Origin of the sequence: Corynebacterium tuberculostearicum, from assembly GCF_032821615.1 — a bacterium.
Lineage (GTDB): Bacteria > Actinomycetota > Actinomycetes > Mycobacteriales > Mycobacteriaceae > Corynebacterium > Corynebacterium tuberculostearicum_H.
Window position 1 is genome coordinate 136,626 of the sequence record NZ_JAVBIF010000004.1, and the last position, 24,432, is coordinate 161,057.

A 24,432-nucleotide genomic window follows, 5' to 3' on the forward strand; every position below is an offset into this window, starting at 1 on the left:
ATGAGCATGTATGGTTCTTTCGTGCTTGCCGCACATGACGTATTTGTACTCGCCCAAGGAACCGAGGGCGCCGAAGGCGGCCCAATGGGCCCTGAATTTGGCAAAGCTTCGCCCATTGGCCTGCTGATCTTGGCGCTTATGGGAGTTGCGGTGTTGTTTGCGGGCTGGAATTTCCATCGCCGTTACTCTCGCTTTCGCCGCCGCATGATGTTTGCGGAAGATCACGGAATCGATCCGTTCGATGAGGAAGCCGTGGATGAGGCGATGAAGGAAGCCGGCATTTACGATAACCGCAAGAAGTCCATTTTCTAGGCGGATAGACTAATGAGCGTGAGTTCTCTCAAGCAGCTGGCTTACCCAGCTTATGAAGCCCGTCTGGCGCGCCTGATCAAGGGCAAGCCGCAGCCTAAGCACATCGCCATCATGGCCGATGGCAATCGTCGGTGGGCGCGTGAGGCTGGGTTTACCGATATCAGCCATGGTCACCGCCAAGGCGCGAAGAAAATCGGAGAGATGATTTCGTGGTGCCGCGATACTGATATCGAAGTGGTCACCATTTATTTGCTGTCCACGGAGAACCTGAAGCGCAGCGAGCAGGAAGTAGAGCTGCTCTTTGACATCATCTCGGACGTGGTCACACACCTATCCCATAGCGACGTCGGCTGTCAGGTGCGCTTGGTTGGCCACCTCGATCTGCTCCCGGACGATATTCGCCAGCGCATGGTGACGGCGGCGGCAGAAACCAAGGACAATACCGGGGTCATCGTCAATGTGGCGGTGGGCTATGGCGGGCGCCAAGAAATCGTGGACGCAGTGCAGAACTTGGTGCGCGCGGAAGCGGAAAAGGGAACTACCGCAGCGGAAATGGCGGACCGCGTTACCGCAGAGTCTATTGGTGAGCACCTGTACACCAAGGGTCTTCCAGACCCGGACTTGGTTATCCGCACCTCTGGTGAACAACGCCTGTCGGGCTTCCTCCTCTGGCAGGCCGCGTACTCCGAAATCTGGTTCACGGATACTTACTGGCCAGCATTCCGCAAGGTGGACTTCCTCCGCGCCTTGCGGGATTACTCCCAACGTTCGCGCCGCTTTGGTAAGTAGGCGCTAGAGCTTGCGCATCCGCACCTGTTCTACCAGGTGATGCGAGCCCTTTTTCAGCACGAGGGAGGCTCGCACACGGGTGGGCAAGATATTTTCCACCAAGTTCGGCAGGTTAATGGACTGCCAAATTTCGCGGGCCTGGTCGCGGGCCTCCTCATCGTTCATGTCTGCAAAGGCAGAGAAGTGGGCGTTGGGCTCGCGAAAAGCGGTGTGGCGCAGAGTAAGGAAGCGGTCGATATACCACTGCTCGATATCGTCGGTGCGGGCATCAACATATACCGAGAAATCAAAGAGGTCCGCCACGGTCAACGTGGGGCTCGTTTGTAGTACATTGAGCCCTTCCAGAATAAGGATGTCGGGCTGGTGAACTTCTTGATATTCCCCGTCCACAATGTCATAGGAGATATGGGAATAAAGCGGCGCCTTGACCAGAGGCTTTCCTGATTTTACGTCCGTGACAAAGCGAAGGAGTGCACGCCGGTCGTAGGATTCTGGAAATCCCTTGCGCTGCATGAGGCCGCGTTTCTTGAGGGTTTCGGTGGGGAAGAGGAAGCCGTCGGTTGTCACGAGCGCCACCTTGGGGTGGGACTCCCAGCGTTGCAAGAGCACCTGAAGGAGGCGGGCGGTGGTGGATTTTCCCACTGCCACGGAGCCGGCCACACCGATGACAAAGGGAACGTGCGTCGGAGGGTTGCCTAAGAAAGATTCGGTAGCCGTGGTGAGCTGCTGGCGTGCCATGACCTGCATATGGATGAGGCGGGAGAGGGGGAGGTAGACATCAGCTACCTCGTCCAGGTCGATGCGGTCTCCTAGGCCGCGAAGCTTTTCCACCTCGGTTTCCGTGAGCACCTGAGGCATGGATTTACGCAGTTCACGCCAGGTCTCGCGGTCAAAATCTAGGTAGGGACTCGAATCCAATGTGCGCGCCATGGTTCCATTGTTGCACTTGCATAATCTGTGGGTAAAAGTATGCCCCCTTAGGGAGCTTGGCACGATAAGATATGCAGCATCCCATACCGCTTGATTTTGAGAAGGGGACCACACCTTTATGGCTTCTTTTACCTCTGACCTCCGCGACCTTGATCCGGACGTATTCGGCGCAATTCAGGGAGAGATTTCCCGCCAGCGCGAAACCCTGGAAATGATCGCCTCTGAGAACTTTGTGCCTCGCGCCGTGCTCCAGGCACAGGGCTCCGTGCTTACCAATAAGTACGCCGAGGGCTACCCAGGTCGCCGCTACTACGGCGGCTGCGAGCATGTCGACGTCGTGGAGGACCTAGCCCGCAACCGCGCTAAGGAACTCTTTGGTGCGGAATTCGCCAACGTGCAGCCGCACTCCGGCGCGCAGGCGAACGCCGCGGTTCTTTCCACCATCGCTGAGCCGGGCGACAAGATTTTGGGCCTGTCCCTGGCTCACGGCGGCCACCTTACCCACGGCATGAAGTTGAACTTCTCCGGCAAGCTTTATGATGTCGCCGCCTACGAGGTGGATCCAGAGACCATGCGTGTGGACATGGATAAGCTGCGCGAGCAGGCGCTGAAGGAAAAGCCGAAGGTCATTATCGGCGGCTGGTCTGCCTACCCGCGCACCATGGATTTCGCGGCCTTCCGTGAAATCGCTGATGAGGTCGGCGCTTACCTGTGGGTAGATATGGCCCACTTTGCGGGTCTTGTGGCGGCGGGCCTGCACCCGAGCCCAGTGCCTCACGCGGATATCGTGTCCACCACCGTGCATAAGACCCTGGGTGGCCCGCGCTCCGGCATGATTTTGGCCAAGCAGGATTATGCCAAGAAGATCAATTCCAACGTCTTCCCGGGCCAGCAGGGCGGACCGCTGATGCACGTGGTCGCTGCCAAGGCCATTGCTATGAAGATTGCTGCTACCGAGGAATTCAAGGAGCGCCAGGAGCGCACCTTGGAGGGTGCTCGCATTCTGGCAGAGCGCCTTACCGCAGAAGATGCCAAGGCGGCTGGCGTGGACGTGCTGACCGGCGGCACCGATGTGCACTTGGTCTTGGCGGACCTGCGCAATTCTGAATTGGATGGACAGCAGGCAGAGGATCTGCTGCACGAGGTAGGCATTACCGTTAACCGAAATGCCGTGCCGAATGACCCGCGTCCGCCGATGGTCACCTCCGGCCTGCGCATTGGTACTTCTGCGCTGGCAACCCGCGGCCTCGATGCCGAGGCCTTCACCGAGGTTGCAGATATTATCGGCACCGCCCTGGTCCAGGGCAAGAATGCCGATGTGGAGGCCCTGCGCGCTCGCGTGGACAAGATTGCCCAGCACTACCCGCTGTATGAGGGCCTCGAGGACTGGAAGCTGGTCTAGTCCTTCACCTCATGGCCACGGGCCTGCGCCATGGTGGCGCGGGCCTGCTGGAGCCATTCCGGCTGCTCTTGGAGGAGCTGATTGATTTCCGCTGTGGTCAGCGGCTTATCCATATCGTTCTTCTTGAGCGCGGTAACAGAGATGCCCAGCTTATGGGCAACCTCGGGGCGGGGATGGGGGCCTTCGCGGCGCAAGGTTTGCAGCCACTCGGGTGGGTTATGCTGCAGTTCGCGCAGCTCTTCGTGGCTAATGGCACTATTTTGGAACTCGTCCGGCGCGGCGGGCAGGTAGATTCCTAGCTTCTTCGCCGCGGTTTGGGCACGCATGGCGGTGCCGGATGGTTGCTTTTGTTCTTCAGTCACGCCTTTACCGTAGCACTTTCAGTAGACTGTCCTCTATGCTGCGCTTAGCTTTTGCCACCGGTACAGAACCTGGAAAGTGGTTCCGCCGATTCGAGGAAAATACTGCTCATGGTGGCTTGTACACCGTTGATGCGGACGATGCGCTTGCCCCGCTGGTAGCCGGCGAGGTGGACCTAGCTCTTGCGCGCTTGCCGGATGCGCGGGTGGATGACACCTTTCACGTGGTGCGACTTTATAAAGAGGCCCCTGGCATTGCCGTTCCCAAAGACTCGGTCTATGCGGAGGTGGGCGAGGAGCTTGCGCTTGCCGACGTCGCCGATGAACACCTCAACTACCGCCTCGCCGATTCCGGGCTTGTCGATGTCCCCGCAGTCCGCGACGCCTTGCAGGTAGTGGCGGCCAACGTGGGTATCGCGATTGCACCGCGGCCCCTGCTGAAGGTCCTGAGCAAAAAGCAGGTGGTGCCGTTGGGCCTTAAGGACGAGTCCGTGCCGGTTACGGAGATTGCGTTGGTGTGGCGCAAGGATGAGGATGGGGAGGCGATCCAGGACTTCGTGGGCGTCGCTAAGGGCCGTACGGCTCGTTCCTCCCGCCAAGAGAAGCCGAAGCGCAGCGCCAGGGAAAAGGCGAAGGCGAAGCAGGCGCGGAGAAACGTTAACAATTCGTTACAAAAGAAAAAGAAGGTCCCTAAGCAGCGCAAACGTAGGTAGGCCTTTACTGTTTGCTGTCTACTTCCTGTCCGGACGGGTGGCGCCAGCTGGGAGTCGTCGTTACGGTGGTCGTTGTTCGCCATAAAGGGTGATTTAACAATAATTTTAGAATTAACTTACTTTCTCGATGAAAGGATGATGCAGTAATGCAGAAGATGACCCGTCGTATCGCAGGTGGCTTTGCAGCCGCAACCCTGTCCGTTGCTCTCGTAGCGTGCTCCGATGCTGAGGATGCAGCTAACGACGCTAAGGATACCGCCGGCTCCGTAGCTGCAGACGCTACCGACGCTGCTGGCTCCGCTGCTGCTGAGGCTACTTCCAAGGATGACGCCGACGATGCGGACGCTTCCGAAGGTGCGGATGCTTCCGACGACAAGGACGACGCTGACGACAAGGGCGGCGCTACCAAGTCCATCGCTACCGCTAACGGTGACGTAGACGTTCCGGCTGATTTCGCTTCCGCTATTGAAGAGAAGAAGGCTGAGTGGGGCGACGTAAAGAGCATCGAGCAGGGTGACGATGATGAGTTCCTCGCTAACTTCGATAACGGCAACCTGCTGACCTTCGACGACGATGAGGGCGCTCAGCCTATCGTCGGCAAGATTGCTGAAACCTGGAAAGAGCAGGGCGGCTTGGACTCTGAGGTAGGCCTGCCTAAGGCTGCTGAGGAGAAGGCTGCTCAGGGCAAGGGCTGGACCCAGCAGTTCGACAATGGCGTAATCTCCTGGATCCAGGACGAGAGCGGTAAGTTCACCTCTTCCGTAGAGAAGTAAAAAGCTCCTTTAGAGCTTCTCCCTCTGCAGCAAGTGCTGCGGAGGGATTTTTCGTTTTCTTAATGTTCATCTTGCACCCATGTAATTTCAACCTTCGGTGCCTACTTTGGGTGGCAACCCCGTGGATCCGGGGTGATTCGGAAGAAGTCTGATCTACCGCACACTAAGGGAGAACCCTGCCATCATGTCTCGTCCCTCTGTACTTTCTACTCCGCTTGCCGCTACTGATAACACCGTCGCTACCAAGACCTATGTAGTGGATACCTCGGTCTTGCTTTCTGACCCTTGGGCCCTGCGCAAATTTGCGGAACACGACGTGGTCCTTCCCGTTGTAGTTATTTCTGAACTGGAAGGAAAACGTCATCACCCGGAGCTTGGCTGGTTCGCCCGCCAAGCTCTTCGCTTTTTGGAGGAGCTGCGCGCTACCTATGAGGCCTTAGACCAGCCGGTTCCCGTCAACGTCGATGGCGGCACCCTGCGCGTGGAATTGAACCATCAAGACCAATCCTTGCTGCCTACCGCGTTCCGCGGACCAGAAGGTGACCACCGCATCTTGGCGTGCGCGCTTAACCTTGCGCACGAGGGGAAGGACACCGTGTTGGTCACGAAGGACGTGCCGCTGCGCGTGAAGGCCGGTGCGGTAGGCGTGCAGGCGGATGAGTATCACGCCCAGGACGTAGTCTTGACCGGCTATACCGGAATGGCGACGGTGCAAACCAGCTCGGATGTCATCGATGCCCTCTATCGTGATGGGGAAGTCATGCTAGACGGCGTCGAAACGGAAAAGGGTACCGCCGTGGAGGACCTGCCGGTGCACTGCGGCCTCACCTTGGCTGCGGGCGCGCAATCTGCGCTGGGTCGGATGACTGCGGATGGCGTGGTCGAGCTTGTACGTGGTGATATCAACGCCTTTGGCCTCCAGGGGCGCTCCGCGGAGCAGCGCATAGCTTTGGACCTGCTGATGGATCCTAATGTCGGTATTGTTTCCATCGGTGGCCGTGCCGGCACCGGCAAATCGGCACTAGCCCTGTGCGCCGGTTTGGAGGCGGTGCTCGAGCGCGGCGAGCACCGGCGCATTGTGGTCTTCCGCCCGATGTATGCGGTGGGCGGGCAGTCGCTGGGATACCTACCGGGCACGGAATCGGACAAGATGAACCCGTGGGCGCAGGCGGTCTATGACACTTTGGAGGGTTTGGTGTCTGACAACGTCATGGAAGAGGTGCACGAGCGCGGCCTCATCGAGGTCTTGCCCCTGACGCATATTCGCGGTCGCTCGCTGCATGATGCTTTTGTCATCGTGGATGAGGCGCAGTCCTTGGAGCGAAACGTCTTGCTTACCGTGCTTTCCCGGTTGGGGAAGGGCTCGCGTGTAGTTCTTACTCACGATGTGGCACAGCGCGATAACCTTCGCGTAGGCCGGCACGACGGAGTGCAGGCAGTGATTGAAAAGCTCAAGGGGCATGAGCTATTTGCGCATATTACGCTGCAGCGTTCTGAGCGCTCTGCCATTGCGGAGCTCGTTACTGACCTGTTGGAAGGCGGCAACTAGGCCAAGTTCGTTCGCGTTGGGCGATCTTTATGTGTACAGCGTGGCGAAGCTGGGCAAGTCCCAGTAATAATGTTGTATATGAGCGAGAACGCTAAGCAGACGTCTTCGGACGATAAGAAGAAAGATTTCCGCATCCGCCCCTTCACCGCGGCGGATTACCCGCAGATGCGAGAGATCTATGAACAGGGGCTCAACACTGGTCACGCCACCTATGAGACCCGATCCCTGACCTTTGAAGAATTCAAAGCCGGCAAGATCATGCCTTCGGTGCATGTGGCCGTTGAAGCAGATGATGATTCTAAGGTCTTGGGGTGGGTTTCCGCGGCACCGGTATCTACCCGCACCGTCTTCCACGGAGTAGTGGAAGATTCCATCTACCTAGGCACCGAGGCACAGGGCCGTGGTATCGGCGGCGCACTTCTGGATCGCCTGATCGAGGTGTGTCAAGACCTACACAAGTGGGCTATTCACTCGTGGATTTTCCCTGAGAACGCAGGTTCTGCGGGGCTGCATAAGTCGCGCGGCTTCGTGAAAGTGGGCACCTACTCGCACATGGCGAAGATGACCTACGGCGAGCTTGCGGGCCAGTGGCGCGACACCGACGTATATGAGCTGCTTTTGCCCAAGCCGGAGGAAAAGAAGCGCTAGCTTCCCCAGCGAATACAAGCCCCTGCCATCGTTACCACACTCGTGGTAACGATGGCAGGGGCTTTTTGTTTAGGCCTTAGAACCAGGGGAGCGGCAATAAAAATGCCCCGCCTAGGGCGGGGCATATCGGCCCACCGTGCGCGCGGGCTTGCGCCACACTTCGATGGGACCGGCCTGGATTTGTAACGCCGCTTGGAGGGCAGATTCTATGGGGGCGTCGGCAAGCGGGAGTGCATCGCGCAGGGCGTGCAGCTCCCGGCTAGTGGCCTGTATTTCTGCAGGTGAAGGTGATATTAGTCAATCGTTTCCTTCAGCCGCTCCTCGCGCAGTGGCAGGAGGAGGATGAGGGCGACGATAACCAGCGGAACCATGAGGGCGATGACCGGGGTCAGTCCGTCATTGTAGGAGTTGAGGATTGCTTCCTCGATGGGCTTGGGGAAGGACGCAACCAAATCCGGGGTGAGGCTATTGGCACCGCCATTGGCGTCGCCGAACTTCTCCGCGTAGGCGGCGCCCTCCGGTCCCATCTTCTGGAAAGCCTCTGGCAAGCGGGTGGCCATCTCATCCTTCATATTGTGGATGAACATGGAGCCAACCAGGGAAGCACCCAGTGCGGAGCCGATCTGGCGGAAGAAGTTATTCGCCGCGGTAGCCGTACCCACCTGGGACAGCGGGAAGGAGTTCTGGACGATGAGCACGAGGACCTGGATAACCATGCCCAGGCCGATGCCGAAGACGAGGAACTCGCAGCCCAGCTGCTTCAGGGAAGTCTCTACGGAGAGGTGGGACATCCAGAACAGGGCGCCGGCGGTAATCGCCAGGCCGATGATGGGGTAGACCTTGTAGTGGCCGGTGCGGGCGATGATAAAGCCCACGCCAGTGGAGGTGCCGATAAGGCCAACCATCATCGGGATCATCATGAGACCCGCCTTGGTTGGGGTCAGGGTGTGCACCATCTGCAGGTAGGTAGGCATGTAGCCCAGAACACCGAACATTGCCAGGCCAAGTACCACGCCGGAGAGGGTAGTCAGGGCCATGTTGCGGTTCTTGAATAGGCGAACCGGGATGAGCGGTTCTTTAGCGCGCAGCTCCACAAAGACGGTGATGATGGCGCCGATAATGGTGATGGCACCCAAGGTGAGGATCATGGAAGAGCCCCACTCGTACTCGGTGCCGCCCCAGGTGGTCATGAGGATAAGGGAGGCGGTGGTGATGGCGATGAAGGTGGCACCTAGCCAGTCAAAGCGCTTCATATCGGCATCACCTACGCGCAGGTGCAGCACGAGGGTGCACACGATAATGGCGAGGATACCCAGCGGGATGTTCATCCACATGCCCCAGCGCCAGCCTGGGCCGTCGGTGAACCAGCCGCCGAGGACGGGGCCGAGAACCGAGGACAGGCCGAAGACGCCGCCCATGATGCCCATGAACTTGCCGCGCTCACGGGAGGAGGTGACCTCGGCGATGATGGACTGGGAGGAAATCATCATAAAACCTGCGCCAAAGCCCTGCACAGCGCGGGCGATGATCAGCAGTGTCATGGAGTTTGCAAAGCCGCCGAGGGTAGAGCCCACGACGAAGGTGGCGATACCACCGATGTAGAGCCACTTGCGGCCCAGCATGTCACCCAGCTTGCCGGAAATAGGCATGGCGATGGTCATGGTGACAAGGAAGGCGGAGATGACCCAGCTCATGTGGTCGACGCCGCCAAGCTCACCAACGATGGTGGGAAGAGCAGTAGAGAAGATCATTTGGCCCAAAGAGCTCATCAGCATGGTGAGCATCAAAGCCGAGAAGATAAGCCCGAGGTTATCGGCTCGGGACTGGCCCTGCGTGGGGGCCTTAGTAGCCGTATCTACCATCGCATTCCTTTCATAAAATCTGTTATTAGCGTGAGGGAGGTATCGAGTCGCGCGTGGAGGTCCTTGCTGCAATCCGCATCGGGGGATGCCATCGCGAGCCAAAGTGCCTCGCGGACGAGGCCGGCGATGAGCATCGCCTCGGTACTTGCGGAGCAGTTATCGAGGACGCGAAGCTCCGGTTCTGTGGTGAGGCGTTCTTCAATGAGATCGATAAGCTCAATGGACTTTGCCCGCTTCCGGCTTATTGCCGCCGCGGCCGCATCCGGATCATTAGAGATGCGCTTGCGGCGGTCCCGGATGGTCGGGTTGATGTGGTGGCCTTCCATGTGTTGCCTGACCAACTGGAGGACGAGTCCCACCATGCTGGTCGTTGGTTCCGTGAGGAAGAATTCCCGCATCTCCTCCGTAAACTCGGTGCTTGGAGCACCTAGTACGGCGGATTCCTTGGAGTCGAAATAATTGAAGAAGGTGCGCCGAGAAATACCGGCTACTTCGCAGATCCTCTCAATCGTGACCGCGCTAAAGGATTGTTCATCCACCAGCTTCGTGGCGGCATCCTCAATGCGCAGGCGCGTCTCGAGGCGCTTCTGCTCGCGTAGTGATAATTCTTCTTGCATGCCATGCAACTTTACACTCGGTGCAAACTTGCACCAAGTGCAAAAGTGGTGATTTTAGAGGTGCGTTTTCCCTAATGTGTGCTATGCCATAGCGCTTGCCGACGCCCCCTTACCCCAGACATGCGAAACCCCGCCCGAGTCCTGCCCGGGCGGGGTGGCGGTGCGGCGAATACTTAGAAGTTATCGCGGTCGCGGTTAGTCATGCTCAGCACGTTGAGGCGCTTATCCAGCTCCTCCTCGGTGAGGTTTTCGCCGTCGACAAAGCCCAGGTCAATAACGGCCTGGCGGACGGTGATCTTCTCGTGCAGGGCGTGCTTAGCCGCCTTAGCTGCGTTCTCGTAGCCAATGGCAGAGTTGAGCGGGGTCACGATGGAGGTGGAGGACTCCGCAAAGTGCTTCATGCGCTCTTCGTTGGCCTCGATGTGATCGATGCACTTATCGGCGAAGACGCGGGAAGCATTAGCCAGCAGGCGAGCGGACTCGAGTACGTTGCGCGCCATCATCGGGATGAAGACGTTGAGCTCGAAGTGGCCCTGGGCGCCGCCGAAGGCTACGGCTGCGTCGTTGCCCACCACCTGGCCGGCCACCATGGTGACGGCCTCCGGAATAACCGGATTGACCTTGCCCGGCATGATGGAGGAACCCGGCTGCAGGTCCTTCAGGTGAATCTCGGCCAGGCCAGTCAGCGGGCCGGAGCCCATCATGCGCAGGTCATTGGCAATCTTATTGAGGGATACAGCAATCGAGCGCATGGCGCCGGAGAATTCCACCAAGCCATCGCGGGCAGCCTGGGCCTCGAAGTGGTTTTCTGCTTCCTTCAGTTCCTGCACGCCGGTGAGCTTCTTCAGCTCCTCGGTGACCTTGGCGCCAAAGTCTGCGGAGGTATTCAGGCCGGTACCGGTGGCGGTGCCGCCGATGGCCAGCTCGCCCAAGCGTGGCAGGGTGGCCTCAATGCGCTCGATGCCCAGCTCGATCTGGCGGGCATATCCGCCGAATTCCTGGCCCAGGGTAACCGGGGTGGCATCCATCAGGTGGGTGCGGCCGGCCTTGACCACGTCGGCGAATTCCTTGGCCTTCTTGGTCAAGGACTCGTGGAGGACCTTCAGGCCCGGGATGAGGTCATTAACGGCAGCTTCCGTAGCAGCCACGTGCGTAGCGGTGGGGAAGGTGTCATTAGAGGACTGGCCCATATTCACGTGGTCATTCGGGTGAATTTCCACGCCATTGTTATGTGCCAAGGAGGCAATAACCTCATTGGTATTCATATTGGACGAGGTACCGGAGCCGGTCTGGAATACGTCGATAGGGAAGGCGTCATTATGCTTGCCCTCGGCGATTTCGGTGGCGGCAGCAATGATGGCATCGGCCTTGTCCGCGTCCAGCTTGCCGGAATCCTTATTTACCTGAGCGCAGGCTGCCTTGAGCAGGCCAAGGGCGCGAATCTGCGCATTTTCCAGGCCGCGGCCAGAGATAGGGAAGTTGTCCACTGCGCGCTGGGTCTGTGCACGCCACAGGGCATCTGCAGGAACCTTAACTTCGCCCATGGTGTCATGTTCAATGCGGTATTCAGTCATGTGAAGATCACCTCAGTTAATTGGGAGTGTGTGCTTTCCAGTATGGCGGAGAACCAAAAGAAGGGCCGCCTTCGGGGGTGGACCCTACTTCTTGGTTGGCGTGTCGTAGTCCACGACGGAATACTCCTGCAGCTTGGACAGCTTGTGGATGGAGTCGATGTAGCGGATGGTGCCGGACTTGGAGCGCATAACCAGCGAGCGGGTAGTAGCACCGGAATTGCGGTAGGAAACGCCGCGCAGCATGTCACCATTGGTCACGCCGGTGGCAGCGAAGTAGCAGTTTTCAGAGGAGACCAGATCATTGGTCTTGAGGACGCGGTCCAAATCATGGCCGGCGGCGCGGGCCTTTTCTGCTTCCTCTTCATCCTTCGGCCACAATTTGCCCTGGATTTCGCCGCCCATGCAGCGCATAGCGCAGGCAGTGATGATGCCCTCCGGGGTGCCGCCGATGCCCATCATCATGTCGATGGAGTTCGAATCCTGGCAGGTGGCGATGGCGCCGGCTACGTCACCATCCATGATGAGGCGTACCTTGGCGCCAGCGGCGCGAATTTCAGAGATGAGCTGCTCGTGGCGGGGACGGTCAAGAACCACCACGGTCAGATCGGTGGGGCGAATATTCTTCGCCTTGGCCACGGACTGGATATTCCATTCCACGGATTCGTTGATGTCAATGGCACCTACGGCCTCTGGGCCGACAGCAATCTTTTCCATGTAGAAGACTGCGGAAGGGTCATACATGGTTCCGCGTTCGGCAGCCGCAATGACGGAGATGGCGTTGGGGCGTCCTTCTGCCATCAAACGGGTACCGTCGACTGGGTCTACGGCGATATCCATGGCGGCACCCTCGCCGGTGCCTACCTCTTCGCCGTTAAAGAGCATGGGGGCCTCATCCTTTTCGCCCTCACCAATGACAACGACGCCGTTCATCGCTACGGAATTGATGAGCTTGCGCATGGCGTCGACCGCCGCGCCATCGCCCTCATTCTTCTGGCCGCGGCCTACCCAACGGCCGGAAGCGAGTGCTGCTGCCTCGGTGACACGAACCAGTTCCATTGCTAGGTTGCGGTCAGGAAGATAAGACGTATTTTCGGACATGTGTAGTGGTTGCCTTCCATAGTTTTCTCATCGAGGGGTGTTCCCCTTGATGCTCTACCTTTCCATTCTCGCACTTTTTTGCTCTAATGGGTTCGATTTTGCGCCCCATTTGTGGGGGATCGGCAGATCTTTCGGGGCAAAAGGGGCCGTGTGGCTTTTTGAAAGCAGGCCGTGCGATACTAAGGCGCGTGGCTGCAGAAGAAAGACCAAAGATTTTTGAAGGCGCGAAGGACATCTCCCTGTCCCTCGCCGTCGTGGTGATTATGATGCTGCTCGCCGTGGGAGCGACCGGCCTGTGCTCAATTAACTCCGAAACCCAGCAAGGTGCGGTGCAGGAAGTGGATGAACAAACCTTCCTAGACACCCAAGCCCGCGCAGGGGTCGGTGCTATTCGCAATCCCGAAATGCCAGAGGGCTGGGAGGCCAATGCTGCCCGCCGCGTAGATATGGGCGGCGAGAACGCCACCGTGGTCAGCTGGGTGACCGCTGACCAAGGGTTTGTGGAGTCTACGCAAACGCAGGTCGCGGCCGATAAGGCAGGCGAGGCGTACGATGCCAACTACCGCGGCATCGAATCCGCCCGCGAGGTCAAGGGGCACCAAGTGCGGGTGCTAGAAAGCGACGATGATTCCGTGCGCCGCCTGTGGGTTACGGATTTGGGCGATGCCCGCCTCATCATTTCCGGCGCCGCGGACGACAGTGACTTTGAGGCTGCTACCGCTGCGTTTATCGACGCCGCACCTATAGCCGAAAAATAACCTCGCCCAAGCCTTCTTCCGCGGCGGTGGCGCTAAGACCGTCGCCGGCCTGGGCAATAACCTCCGCCAAAGCCTCCGCATCCAGGCCGCTGAGGCGTGTCTTTCCTACAAAGACATCGACGCGCTCACGTTGCGAGCGCTGCGGATAAACGGCGATTTCGCGTACTTTGTCGTCCGTAAAGCGCAGCACCACGGATCGGGAGAAGTAGCTCACCTCATTATCGTCGCGGGTGTGTGCAGGACCGAAGAATTCTTCTACGAAATCTCGGGAATCTCCCGCCATGATGGAACCGGCGGCCGCGGATTTCGACACAAAATCCACGCGCTCGCCTGGATAACCATAGATCTGCACTACTCGTCTCCTTCAGCGTCTGCGTCCTCGGCCTTATCGAGCGCGTCTTCCACACGCTTCGCCGCGCCGTCGAGGTGCGCCTCGCACGCACGGGCAAGGGCTTCGCCGCGCTCCCAGTACTTTAGCGACTCATCCAAGCCCATCTGCCCAAGCTCGAGAATCTTCACGGTTTCAATGAGCTCATCGCGGGCTTGCTCATAGCTCAATTCTTCTACTGGGGTAAAAGCATCCTGGCCTGGCTGGCCGGTACCAATGGTGTCATCGGACATGATTTTCTCCTCGGTTGGTGATTAATCGGCGGCCTGGGAGGCCATAGAAACTGCGGTAATAGATCCGTCGCCCACTCGAATGCGCAGTTGAGCGCCAGGCGGGGATTGCTTATAAGAGGTGACAACCTCGGGCCCGGAACCGTCCTTGGGCACTACCTGAACAATGGAGTATCCGCGGGCGAGAGTTGCCGACGGTCCCAACGCCGATACGCGGGCGCGCAGCGATTCCACGTGGCGGGTTTCCCGCTCCACCATGACTTCAATTTCTCGCCGCATGGTAGCGCGGGTTCGCTCCACCTCCTCGCGGCGCGCACGGATAGGGGTCATCGGGTCTGCCATGACAGGCCGGGAACGAATATTGTCGAGGCCGCGACGTTCCCTTTCCACCCAGCCGCGCAGTGCGGCCGCCATGCGAGAGCGAGCCTCTGCGACGATGGCGCGTTCCTCGGCTACAGAGGGCACGACGCGTTTTGCGGCGTCGGTAGGCGTGGCGGCGCGCAGGTCGGCGACGTTATCGAGTACTGGGCTATCCGGCTCGTGGCCAATGGCAGAGACTACCGGGGTGCCGGCCGCTGCCACTGCGCGTTGTAGTGCTTCTTCCGAGAAGGGCAGCAGATCTTCCACGGAGCCGCCGCCACGGGCGATGATGATGACGTCCACCTCAGGATCCGCATCAAGCTGCTGGAGCGCATCAATAACCTCAGGTACGGTATTCGCACCCTGAACCGCGGTATTGAGGACGCGGAATTGCACCGCCGGCCAGCGGTCATGGGCTACCGCCATCACATCCCGCTCTGCAGCAGAACCACGGCCGGTAATCAGCCCAATTTTGTGCGGCAGGTAGGGGAGAGGACGCTTGCGTGCGGGATCGAAAAGGCCTTCAGCAGCTAGCTGTTGGCGCAGCTTTTCAATGCGAGCAAGCAGATCGCCAATGCCCACATGACGAATTTCGGTGGTCCACAGTGAAAAGGATCCGCGTCCAGCGTAAAAGGCGGGCTTACCGTGGACAATGACGCGGTCGCCGTCTTTCAGCGGTGCAGACAATGACTGCAACATCGATGATGGGCAAGTCAATTGCACGGACTTTTCCTGCTGTACGTCACGCAGAGTGAGGTAGGACAGCTTCCAGGTGGGCTTGAAGTTAATTTGGGTCAACTGACCCTCTACCCACAGGTAACCCAGGCGCTCGATCCAGCCCTTGACTTGGTCATTGACCTTGCCAACGGGCCAGGGAGTATCCGGAGTATTTGCCGGTTGATTCACACAGCCTCCCTTTCTTCAGTCTGCCGTGTTCTTCCGTCTAGTTTAGGGGCCAGCGCGGTCTATTGCCCCGCTCGGGGTAGCCAGAAAGGTGACGTTAGGCCCCACTATTGTTTTGCGTAGTGTTTCGATACTCTGGGAGCCATGACTGATGGTAAAAATGTTCTCCTCGCGGCCCCGCGCGGATACTGCGCAGGCGTGGACCGCGCGGTCGAGACCGTAGAAAAGGCGCTGGAAAAGTACGGCGCGCCCATATATGTACGCAAACAAATCGTGCACAACCGTTACGTCGTAGAATCTCTGGCAGAACGCGGCGTCATCTTCGTCGACGAGGCCTCTGAGGCACCAGAAGGCGCCCACCTAGTCTTCTCCGCCCACGGTATTTCCCCTGCCGTGCGCGCAGAAGCAACGCAGCGCAAGCAGCTTACTTTGGACGCCACCTGCCCATTGGTGACCAAGGTGCACAAGGAAGCCCAGCGCTTCCAGCGCGATGGCTACCACATCCTCTTGGTTGGCCACGAAGGCCACGAAGAAGTGGAAGGCACCGCCGGCGAAGCACCTGAGGTCACCCACCTCGTGGATGGCGTAGAGGGCGTCGCCAAGCTGCCAGAGTTCCTGCAGGATGAGAAGCTTATCTGGCTGTCCCAGACCACGCTATCGGTGGATGAGACCATCACCATCGTCAATAAGCTGCGCGAGCGCTTCCCGCACCTAGAGAACCCGCCTTCAGACGATATTTGCTACGCCACCCAAAACCGCCAAGAATCCGTCAAGGCCATCGCCCCACAGTGCGACCTGATGATTGTGGTGGGCTCTAAGAACTCCTCCAACTCGGTGCGCTTGGTTGAGGTGGCGCTGGAGGCAGGCGCCAAGGCTTCCCACCTCGTGGATTTTGCCAAGGAAATCGACGAATCTTGGTTGGAAGGCGTGCAGACCGTCGGCGTAACCTGTGGTGCTTCGGTACCTGAGTTGCTGGTACGCGAAGTACTGGAGTTCCTAGACGAGCGCGGTTATAGCGACGTAGAGCAGGTAACTACTTCTACCGAGACGATTACCTTCGCCCTACCGCGCGACCTGCGCCCAGCACGCACCTAAGTAGCGTTTGCCTCTATGGCAGTGAAAACGAAAGAAAGGCCCGGAAACGGGCCTTTCTTTTTGCTTTAATCCTCGTCGTAGAGGTTATCGTCCCAGCCTTGCTTAGGCTGTTCCTTCTCCTGCTGAGACGCCGGAACGGAATCGCCAGCGCGCCGGGCTGGATCCGGGCGCCGTGGATTGTCGCGTTCCTCTTGTTGCATTCGGCGGCGCTCTTCACGATCGCGCCCACGTAGGCGATCCTTGGGGGCGGGGCGTGACTTCTTCAGCGTGTGTGAGGCGCGGGCGCGCTGCGGAGCGGCTTGCGATTTCTTGGATTGCTTTGCCGGCTTATCGCGCGCCATCAAGTCTGCAACCGATAGGCGTTCCTCGCGGTTGCGTCGGTCTTGTTCGGCGTCGGCACGGCGGGAAGCGGTTTCCATTTCGGCGGTGCGCTTGGCCGTCTTGCGGTAACGTGCCCAGCGCAGCCAGGCGATGATTGCCGCGCCCACCAGGGCAATGAGGAGCCACAGGAACCTCTGGACAAGGGGGAACGCCGCGGTGACGATTGCCGTCTTGGAAAACGCCGATGCACCCTCTGGCAAGTTGGCCTTGGTGATAAAGAAACCGGCCACGCCCACCGTTATGGCATACACAATGGGGATAGAAGCCACGGTGAGGAAAAGACCCCGCTCTTCCACGATGAGCGTCACCAGCAGCGAGCCGATGACGAGGAACGCGAGGTAATTCCACCCGATGGAACCCATCAGGATGGAAATAAACGCGCCGGTGAGCAAGAGTGCCGCGAGCAGCCCAAGGCCCTTGCCCAGCGAGATGCTGGGGAGACCGGAGCTTTGGGCGGCGGAGGACTTTCTTTGCTTGGCTTGTGACACGTCGGAAGATCCTACCGGTTGCCGCCGGCCCATGGCTATTTCCACGCACGAAAGCGGCGGATTTATAGTGCCGAATTCCCGCGCGGCCACGTATCAATAGGCAAGGGCTCCCGCGGGGTGCGGTCCGTGCGGCCCGGGATATCCATCTCATGCAGTTTGCGGGCGGTGACGCCCACGCGGGAATCAAGCGAGGAAAGCGTGGCGTTATAGGCCTCGACTGCCTTTTCTAGGTTATGGCCCACTTTGCCGTAGTGATCAGAAAGCGTATTTAGGCGCGTATACAGTTCGCGCCCCAAGCGCTGGACCTCCTTAGCCTTGGCGGAGATATCTTCTTGGTGCCAGCCCATGGCCACCGTGCGCAGGAGGGCAAAAAGCGAGCTGGGGGTGGCGATGACTACATTGCGTTCAAAGGCGTACTCGATAAGTTCCGGATCCACCGATAGCGCGGCATCAAGGAAAGGGTCAGCGGGAACGAAGAGGATGACGAACTCGGGCGTTGGTTGAAACGCCTCAATATAGTCCTTCTGCGATAGTGCTTGGACATGGCCGCGCATTAAATGCGCGTGACGGCGGAGGAAGCCGGCGTGTTCTTCCGGGTCATCGGTTTCTAGGGCGTCAAGGTACGAGGTAAAAGGAACCTTGGCATCGACGATGATGTGGCGGCCACCGGCCAAATTGATGAGCATGTCAGGGCGGACGATGCGCCCGCCCAATGGGGCGGAGACCTGGCAATCAAAGTCCACATGCTTGGTCATACCGCCGAGCTCAACCACGCGCTCCAATTGCACCTCGCCCCAACGGCCACGCACATTGGGTGAGCGCAGAGCGGTCACAAGTTTGTCGGTGCGTTCGGTCAAGCGGGAGGAGGTGCGGGTCACCGCCTGCACCTGGCTGGAGAGGGAGGCGAGCAGCGCGGTGCGGTCTTCCTCAATTTCTTGGAGCTGAAATCCCAAGCGGTCCATGGCCTTTTCTAGCGGCTGGAGCTCGGCCTGGCGGCGCTGCGAGTCTTGCAGCGCGCGGTGCTCGGCGCTCGGCGCGGAGCGGGTAGCGGAGTAGGAATGTGCTAACCAGCCCATTACCGCGCCGAGAATGAGGCCGATAAAAAGTAGCAGCACGGGCAAAGTGGAAGTCATGGTTTCCAGCATGGCACGCGCCGCCGACACGACCCACTATTTTTTCGAATCTCCGTTCAAAAGGCCTTCGAAGGCGTCGCGGGCGCGGCGCAGGTTTGCGCGCATGCCGGGCTTTTCATGCTTCTTGGGGGTGGACTCCACGTTGAGGGCGGCGTCGAGGGAATTGGAATCGCCGTCCGCGGAGACGTCGGCAAACGCGCCTTCTGGGGCTGCATAGTCCGGCATCTTGAGCCATGCCTCGCGCTTATAACGCCCTTGGTCTTCGGTGTAGCGGCCGATGAGATAACCAGCCACGGTAGAAAAGTCCAGATCCGCAGCGGTCTTTTCGCCCGACTGTAGCTTCATCATGTCTTGGCCGTAGCGGTAGGCCACCGCAAACATAGCGGCCGCGGGAACCGCGAGGAAGCCACCTATCAGGCCGAAGAGAGCTGAGCCTACCGTTACGGAAACCAGGACGATGACCGGGTGCAGGTCCATGGCCTTGGACTGCAGCCAGGGCGAAAGAACATTGCCTTCCAACTGCTGGACCAGCAATACCAGGCCGAGGACGAGCAGGGCCTTGGTGACGCCAAGGGAGACCAACGCGATGGTGACGGATAGGGCGCCGGCCACAATCGCGCCGACGAAGGGGATAAATCCAGCAATAAAGGTGATGATCGCCAAAGCCATGGCCAAAGGGACACCGATGAGGGCGAGGCCGACGCCGATAAAGACGGCGTCGACAAGCGAGACAACTGCCTGCGCGCGAATGAAGCCGCCCAGCGTATTCCACGCGCGGGTAAGAAGCTCAGTAAGGTGCCAGCCGGCACGCTTGCCCGTGGCATCGCGCAGCCAGGGAAGGAACTTAGCGCCGTCCTTCAGGAAGAAGAAGGTCAGCACCAGGACGATGAAGAGGGTGACGAGGATGGAGGTAGCAGTGCCGATGCCGGTAAAGACCGAGCCTGCGATGGCGCCGGCACGTTGCTGCAGCCAGGACGCCGCCTCGTCGATGTAGCTACTCATGTCATCGCTATCGAGGTTAAGCGGCGGGCCTTGGGCCCAGAGCTGCAGGCTTTGGATGCCGGAGACCGTCTGCAAATACAGTGACCGGGATTGGCGCACGAAGTCTGGGGCAATAAAAGCAATGAGGCCGCCGACGGCCGTGAAGGAAACCAAAATGGTTACGGCGGCCGCCAACGCGGCGGGAAGGCCAATATTGCGCAGCTTTTTCGCTACCGGTGCCAGAACGGTACAGATAATCAGGGCCAAAAGAACCGGCAAAAGGCCCTGCCAGAAGTTGCCCAGCAAACGGTAGAGGGCGTAGAGGAATACGCAGATGATGAGCAGGCGAACGGCCCATAGAGATGCGGCCTTAACCACCTCGCCGGCGATGACGGAGCGGTCTACCTGATCGCCCGGCGGATGTGGGGATACATCCTCCAGCTTGCTGGTGTCGAAGCTTTCATCAAACTTATCGCCCAGGCCCGCTTGGGGGTCATCGGGCAGCGGTTGGTTATCAGAATTCACCCCACCATCTTGCCTTAAAAGAAGGCGGGTGCGTTAGGATTGGCCCCGTGAGTCTTACACTAGGAATCGTCGGCCTGCCCAATGTGGGCAAGTCCACTTTGTTTAATGCCCTGACCCGTTCCGAGATCCTGGCGGCCAACTACCCGTTTGCCACCATCGAGCCCAACGTGGGCTTGGTGGAGCTGCCGGATTCCCGCCTGACCCAACTGGCGGAGATGTTTAACTCTGAGCGCATCCTTCCTGCCACCGTGTCCTTCGTGGACATCGCCGGCATCGTCTCCGGCGCTTCGCAGGGTGAAGGCATGGGCAACGCCTTCCTAGCCAATATCCGCGAGGCAGACGCCATTTGCCAGGTAGTGCGCGCCTTTTCTGATGACAATGTCATTCACGTCGATGGCAAGGTTGACCCGCGCAACGATATCTCCGTTATTAATACCGAGCTCATTCTTGCGGACCTCCAGACCATCGAAAAGGCCCTGCCGCGCCTGGAAAAGGATGCGCGCAAGAATAAGGACTTGGCCGCCGAGGTGGAAGCAACCAAGAAGGCCCAGGAGATCCTGGAAGATGATCGCACCCTCTTCGCCGCAGCGAAGGAAGGCGAGATTGACCTCTCCCTCGTGCGCGATCTGCACCTGATGACCGCGAAGCCCTTCCTCTATGTCTTTAACTCGGATGAAGCAGTGCTTACCGACGACGCTAAGAAGGAAGAACTCCGCCAGCTCGTCGCCCCAGCCGAGGCCGTATTCCTCGATGCACAGACCGAAACCGAGCTGCTGGAGCTGGAAGAAGACGAAGCCCGCGAGCTGCTCGAGGCTGTCGGCCAAGATGAGCCGGGCCTAGCCACCCTGGCTAAGGCAGGTTTTGCCACCCTGGGCCTGCAGACCTACCTCACCGCAGGTGAAAAGGAGGCCCGCGCCTGGACCATCAAGCAGGGCTCTGCCGCACCGCAGGCCGCTGGTGTCATCCACACCGACTTTGAAAAGAAGTTCATTAAGGCCGAGATCGTTTCCTTCGATGACCTTGTAGCCGCCGGCTCCATGGCCGAGGCTCGTGCGCATGGCAAGGTCCGCCAAGAGGGTAAGGACTACATCCTGCAGGACGGCGACGTGTGCGACTTTAAGATCGGCGGCTAATTCCACACCGCTTGGAACCGGCCCTTTGTCAGAGGGAGAAGGCGCCGCCCACTCACGCGCAAGAGAAGGTAGCGAAGACGAAACTTCCGCGTTACCGTGGGCGGCGTACTCGAACAAAGGAGGCTGCAACATGGCTGAACTAGATAATAAGACCATTGCCATCATCGCTACCGATGGCTTCGAAGACTCTGAGCTGACCTCCCCGCTGGAGGCCGTGAAGAACGCTGGCGCTACCGTGCGTGTCCTCGCCCCAAAGGCCGGCACCATTACCGGTAAGAAGGGTACGGAGATTTCCGTGGACGCCGCTACCGCTGACTCCACCGGCGAGTCCTTCGACGGCATTATTCTGCCTGGCGGTACCGAGAATGCTGACCTCATCCGCTTGGATAAGGCAGCGGTGGAAATCGTGCGCAACCATATGAGCAAGGATCTGCCGCTTGGCGCCATCTGCCACGGTGCTTGGATTCTGGCTGATGCTGAAGCTCTCAAGGGCCGCACCCTGACTTCCTTCCCCTCCCTGCAGACCGACCTGCGCAATGCAGGCGCTACCTGGGTAGATGAGGAAGTTCACTGCGACCAGGGCTTGGTTTCTTCCCGCACTCCAGATGACCTGCCAGCCTTTAACGCCAAGCTGGTAGAAGAGTTTGCAGAGGGACAGCACTAAAGCTTCACGAATTTAAGCCACGGGAGTTTCCCGTGGCTTTTTTCGATCTTGCGCCGGTATCACGTGCCCTATAAAGTTAGGAATTCCTGAAGGGGAGTAGTTCCCTCGGTTAATTCCGAGATGACTGGTCGACATATTGGCGTTTAGCCCGGCCAGCCAGCGCCCGCAGTGCCCGCGGCCGTGAACGAGACCTTCGGTCCGCAACCGAACCGAAGGGAGAAGTGGCTATGTCCTCCATGGGCTCAGAGCAGCGCATTCTCGAGCGCTTCATGCAGCTATCCATCGCCGCCGCTGTGGCTACCATCATCCTCAAGGCCTTGGCCGCGTGGTTTACAGGTTCGGTGGGCTTCCTCTCCGATGCCTTCGAATCCATCGTGAATCTCGTCGCGGCCGTCGCCGGCTTTTATGCCCTCCGGATTGCCTCTAAGCCGGCCGACGATAACCACCAGTTTGGCCACGGCAAAGCCGAGTACGTCTCCGCCTTGGTAGAGGGTGCAATGATTTTTATTGCGGCCGGCATGATCGTGTACACGGCGATCCACCGCTTCTTTGTTCCGCAGCCGATTGAAGAGCCAGGCTGGGGCTTGGCGTTGTCAACGCTTTCGTCCGTGCTCAACGGCGCGGTGGGCATCGCGCTCATCCGTGCAGGTAAGCGCTACCGGTCTGCCACCTTGGATGCGGATGGGCACCATTTGCTTACCGACGTCTGGACTTCCGTAGGTGTCCTTATAGGCATCGCCGCCGTATTCCTTACTGGTTGGTGGTGGCTGGATCCTGTAGTGGCGCTTGCAGTGGGCATCAATATCTTGTGGACGGGCTATAGCCTCCTGCGCGATTCGGTGAGTAGCCTACTTTCTGAGGCGCTTCCCGACGACGAGCGTCAGAACATTAGGCAGCTCCTAGCTCGGCTGGAGCAGGAACACTCGGTAAACTTCACGGATCGTCGCACCGTGGCCTCTGGCCGCCAGCGGTTGGTGTACCTGACCATGGAGGTGCCAGGGGAGTGGAGCGTCATGCACTCTCACGAGGTTGCAGACTCAGTGGAAATTGCCCTCGACGAGCTGTACCCAGGCTGCAGTGCGATCATTCATGTGGAACCAGCGGGCCTGGAAAATCGGCGTCCGTACCTATTCCGCTAAGGCTTAATCTTCTAAGTTTGCTGCCCATCACTGTGGTGTATGTGTACTAGACCAATATGTGTGTAGGCCCGTTCGGGTGTACGGGCCTGTGCACCGCCTGTGGATACTGGGATAAAAGTACACCCTCGTTAAAGAATCCTGTGGGGTAGTTGTCACCGCATTTCGGGGTGTGGTGAACAGTGGACGATTTGGAGATCGTGAAGGGGTGTGTCTAGGGCGCTACGGGCGAGGGAATCGACATCCGGTTTCCTCAATTCGGGCGCTTATGGTGCAGATTTTCCAATGTTATAGAACTGTTACCAACCGTTCTGAGCTGCATGAAGCCTGATTTCGGTGAACGAAATTTAGAAAATTTTTGTCTGCCGGTCGAAAAATTTTGATTTCTCCGTATGGTGGTTGTTACAGCAACCAATTGGAGATTTTCACCCCCATACTCCACGTGTCGGGGGTAGAAAATGTCCTTTTGTTTGGTTGAAGATAGCTATACCAATAGCAGAAAGGATTTACTGACAATGGGTAAGAACATTAAGGACCTCTTTAACGCAACCGCATACGACAAGAACGGCGAGAAGCTGGGCGACGTTAACGAGGTATTCGTTGATGACCAGTCCGGCCAGCCTACCTTCGTTGAGGTTAACCACGGCCTGTTCGGCATGAACTCCAGCCTGGTTCCGCTGCGCGGCCACGACTTCTCCGGCGATGACCTGAAGCTGGGCTTCTCCAAGGACCGCATCAAGGATGCTCCGGACTTCGACTCCGATAAGCCGCTGACCCCTGAGGCACAGTCCGATATCTTCAAGCACTACGGTCTGGATAACGCACACGACGTTACCGACTACAAGGATTCCAACCTTGACTCCAAGCGTGACGCTCAGGCTGGCGCTGACAAGGATCACAACCTGACCGCAGGTGCCGGCGCTGCTGGTGCTGGCGCAGGTGTTGCAGGTGCAGGCGCTGCTGGTGCACACGCTGATGAGAAGAAGGCAGCTACCCACACCACCGACGCCGCTGCTACCGAGCGCAAGGCTGGCGTAGCTGATGACGCTGCAGCTGCACGCACCAACAACGATGGCGAGCTCATCCGTTCCGAGGAGCAGCTCAACGTCAACAAGGAGCGCGTGGCTACCGGTGAGGCTCGCCTGCGCAAGTACGTTGTGACCGACACCGAGACCGTTGAGGTTCCGGTTGAGCGTGAAGAGGTTAGCGTCGAGCGCACCCCGATCAGCGCTGAGGATGCCAAGAACTACAACGGCACCATCTCCGGTGACTCCGAGGAAGCTTCCGTCACCCTGCACGAGGAGCGCGTAAACGTGAACAAGGAAACCGTTCCGGTTGAGAAGATCAACCTGAAGAAGGACACCGTTCGCGACACCGAGACTCACACCGAGGAGCTGCGCAAGGAGCAGATCGACACCGATGGTGTTGACGGCCTCAAGAAGTAAAAGCGCATAGCTAAACGCCCGCAAGGAATACCTTGCGGGCGTTTCTTTTGCCTTATTTAGGAGACCTTGAGTTCAGAGGGTCGTTGCAACACTTTCCCTTAGGAGGGTGTTGTTGTGTCTGGGGTTGTTGGCCCGTTTCATTCGTTGTCTGAATCGGATCGTCGTGGCTTAGTTGCCTTGGTTGGC

Annotated in this window: 25 protein-coding genes; 13 read left to right on the forward strand and 12 right to left on the reverse strand. The window is 58.8% G+C overall.

Going from position 1 to position 24,432, the window contains the following annotated elements:
• On the forward strand, positions 1–312 hold the full coding sequence (locus tag RAE09_RS05235) for a hypothetical protein (protein ID WP_204609642.1): 312 nt from the start codon (positions 1–3) through the stop codon (positions 310–312).
• Positions 313–324: 12 nt separating this feature from the next.
• A complete protein-coding gene (locus RAE09_RS05240; RefSeq protein ID WP_150850761.1) occupies positions 325–1,101 on the forward strand; it encodes an isoprenyl transferase in 777 nt (258 codons plus the stop codon).
• Between the two features lie 3 nt (positions 1,102–1,104).
• On the opposite strand, the gene coaA is transcribed toward RAE09_RS05240, so the two are convergent.
• Positions 1,105–2,031: a type I pantothenate kinase gene (gene coaA, locus RAE09_RS05245; protein ID WP_005327431.1), complete on the reverse strand. Its 927-nt coding sequence runs from the start codon at positions 2,029–2,031 to the stop codon at positions 1,105–1,107.
• Positions 2,032–2,149: 118 nt separating this feature from the next.
• Here coaA and glyA point away from each other — a divergent pair, with 118 nt between their 5' ends.
• Positions 2,150–3,433, forward strand: a complete 1,284-nt coding sequence (glyA, locus tag RAE09_RS05250) for a serine hydroxymethyltransferase (RefSeq protein WP_236882514.1) — start codon at positions 2,150–2,152, stop codon at positions 3,431–3,433.
• Here the strand turns inward: glyA and RAE09_RS05255 are convergent.
• Complete coding sequence (locus RAE09_RS05255; RefSeq protein WP_023021891.1) at positions 3,430–3,759, reverse strand: DUF5997 family protein; 330 nt, start codon at positions 3,757–3,759, stop codon at positions 3,430–3,432. The genes glyA and RAE09_RS05255 overlap by 4 nt on opposite strands.
• 71 nt (positions 3,760–3,830) lie before the next feature.
• On the opposite strand from RAE09_RS05255, the gene RAE09_RS05260 reads away from it, so the two are divergent.
• The 4 genes from RAE09_RS05260 (at position 3,831) to RAE09_RS05275 (ending at position 7,475) form a co-directional block, all read left to right on the forward strand.
• Positions 3,831–4,505 (forward strand): LysR family transcriptional regulator substrate-binding protein, encoded by a 675-nt coding sequence (locus RAE09_RS05260; protein ID WP_316981137.1) that lies wholly within the window; start codon positions 3,831–3,833, stop codon positions 4,503–4,505.
• A 146-nt stretch (positions 4,506–4,651) separates the two neighbouring features.
• Positions 4,652–5,278, forward strand: a complete 627-nt coding sequence (locus tag RAE09_RS05265; RefSeq protein WP_005323598.1) for an LGFP repeat-containing protein — start codon at positions 4,652–4,654, stop codon at positions 5,276–5,278.
• 184 nt (positions 5,279–5,462) lie between these two features.
• Positions 5,463–6,827: a PhoH family protein gene (locus RAE09_RS05270; protein ID WP_316981138.1), complete on the forward strand. Its 1,365-nt coding sequence runs from the start codon at positions 5,463–5,465 to the stop codon at positions 6,825–6,827.
• A 78-nt stretch (positions 6,828–6,905) separates the two neighbouring features.
• Entirely contained in the window at positions 6,906–7,475 is a 570-nt protein-coding gene (locus RAE09_RS05275; protein ID WP_150850904.1) for a GNAT family N-acetyltransferase, read from the forward strand.
• 293 nt (positions 7,476–7,768) lie between these two features.
• Here RAE09_RS05275 and RAE09_RS05280 read toward each other — a convergent pair whose 3' ends face one another.
• The 4 genes from RAE09_RS05280 to glpX form a co-directional block, all read right to left on the reverse strand.
• Entirely contained in the window at positions 7,769–9,337 is a 1,569-nt protein-coding gene (locus tag RAE09_RS05280; RefSeq protein WP_005327436.1) for an MDR family MFS transporter, read from the reverse strand.
• A complete protein-coding gene (locus tag RAE09_RS05285) occupies positions 9,331–9,954 on the reverse strand; it encodes a TetR/AcrR family transcriptional regulator (RefSeq protein WP_005327437.1) in 624 nt (207 codons plus the stop codon). Before RAE09_RS05285 ends, RAE09_RS05280 begins: the two co-directional genes overlap by 7 nt.
• 173 nt (positions 9,955–10,127) lie before the next feature.
• On the reverse strand, positions 10,128–11,528 hold the full coding sequence (locus tag RAE09_RS05290) for a class II fumarate hydratase (RefSeq protein ID WP_179386293.1): 1,401 nt from the start codon (positions 11,526–11,528) through the stop codon (positions 10,128–10,130).
• An 84-nt stretch (positions 11,529–11,612) separates the two neighbouring features.
• Positions 11,613–12,626 (reverse strand): class II fructose-bisphosphatase, encoded by a 1,014-nt coding sequence (glpX, locus tag RAE09_RS05295; RefSeq protein WP_239280113.1) that lies wholly within the window; start codon positions 12,624–12,626, stop codon positions 11,613–11,615.
• Positions 12,627–12,814: 188 nt separating this feature from the next.
• Here glpX and RAE09_RS05300 point away from each other — a divergent pair, with 188 nt between their 5' ends.
• Entirely contained in the window at positions 12,815–13,384 is a 570-nt protein-coding gene (locus tag RAE09_RS05300) for a DUF4245 domain-containing protein (protein WP_200435108.1), read from the forward strand.
• Here the strand turns inward: RAE09_RS05300 and RAE09_RS05305 are convergent.
• From RAE09_RS05305 to xseA, 3 genes are read right to left on the reverse strand one after another with little or no spacing between them, the layout of a single operon-like run.
• Positions 13,368–13,736, reverse strand: coding sequence for a hypothetical protein (locus RAE09_RS05305; protein ID WP_250413502.1), 369 nt, complete (start codon positions 13,734–13,736; stop codon positions 13,368–13,370). The two genes, RAE09_RS05300 and RAE09_RS05305, sit on opposite strands and share 17 nt — an antisense overlap.
• Entirely contained in the window at positions 13,736–14,005 is a 270-nt protein-coding gene (locus RAE09_RS05310) for an exodeoxyribonuclease VII small subunit (protein WP_005327444.1), read from the reverse strand. Before RAE09_RS05310 ends, RAE09_RS05305 begins: the two co-directional genes overlap by 1 nt.
• A gap of 21 nt (positions 14,006–14,026) precedes the next feature.
• The gene (gene xseA, locus RAE09_RS05315) at positions 14,027–15,268 is read right to left on the reverse strand and encodes an exodeoxyribonuclease VII large subunit (protein ID WP_238801620.1); all 1,242 of its coding nucleotides are present in this window, start codon (positions 15,266–15,268) and stop codon (positions 14,027–14,029) included.
• 141 nt (positions 15,269–15,409) lie between these two features.
• Here xseA and RAE09_RS05320 point away from each other — a divergent pair, with 141 nt between their 5' ends.
• Positions 15,410–16,360: a 4-hydroxy-3-methylbut-2-enyl diphosphate reductase gene (locus RAE09_RS05320; RefSeq protein WP_005323586.1), complete on the forward strand. Its 951-nt coding sequence runs from the start codon at positions 15,410–15,412 to the stop codon at positions 16,358–16,360.
• 65 nt (positions 16,361–16,425) lie between these two features.
• On the opposite strand, the gene RAE09_RS05325 is transcribed toward RAE09_RS05320, so the two are convergent.
• From RAE09_RS05325 to RAE09_RS05335, 3 genes are all read right to left on the reverse strand, one after another.
• Positions 16,426–17,229, reverse strand: a complete 804-nt coding sequence (locus RAE09_RS05325; protein WP_050780313.1) for a DUF6542 domain-containing protein — start codon at positions 17,227–17,229, stop codon at positions 16,426–16,428.
• Positions 17,230–17,291: 62 nt separating this feature from the next.
• On the reverse strand, positions 17,292–18,362 hold the full coding sequence (locus RAE09_RS05330; protein WP_034668173.1) for a DNA recombination protein RmuC: 1,071 nt from the start codon (positions 18,360–18,362) through the stop codon (positions 17,292–17,294).
• Positions 18,363–18,398: 36 nt separating this feature from the next.
• Complete coding sequence (locus RAE09_RS05335) at positions 18,399–19,868, reverse strand: AI-2E family transporter (RefSeq protein ID WP_179386299.1); 1,470 nt, start codon at positions 19,866–19,868, stop codon at positions 18,399–18,401.
• 47 nt (positions 19,869–19,915) lie between these two features.
• Between RAE09_RS05335 and ychF the strand changes: the two genes are divergently transcribed.
• From ychF to RAE09_RS05355, 4 genes are all read left to right on the forward strand, one after another.
• Positions 19,916–21,001, forward strand: a complete 1,086-nt coding sequence (ychF, locus tag RAE09_RS05340) for a redox-regulated ATPase YchF (protein WP_316981139.1) — start codon at positions 19,916–19,918, stop codon at positions 20,999–21,001.
• A gap of 130 nt (positions 21,002–21,131) precedes the next feature.
• Entirely contained in the window at positions 21,132–21,665 is a 534-nt protein-coding gene (locus RAE09_RS05345; RefSeq protein ID WP_150851747.1) for a type 1 glutamine amidotransferase domain-containing protein, read from the forward strand.
• A 227-nt stretch (positions 21,666–21,892) separates the two neighbouring features.
• A complete protein-coding gene (locus RAE09_RS05350) occupies positions 21,893–22,804 on the forward strand; it encodes a cation diffusion facilitator family transporter (RefSeq protein WP_316981140.1) in 912 nt (303 codons plus the stop codon).
• Between the two features lie 512 nt (positions 22,805–23,316).
• Entirely contained in the window at positions 23,317–24,246 is a 930-nt protein-coding gene (locus RAE09_RS05355) for a PRC and DUF2382 domain-containing protein (RefSeq protein ID WP_005323579.1), read from the forward strand.
• Positions 24,247–24,432 lie beyond the last annotated feature (186 nt).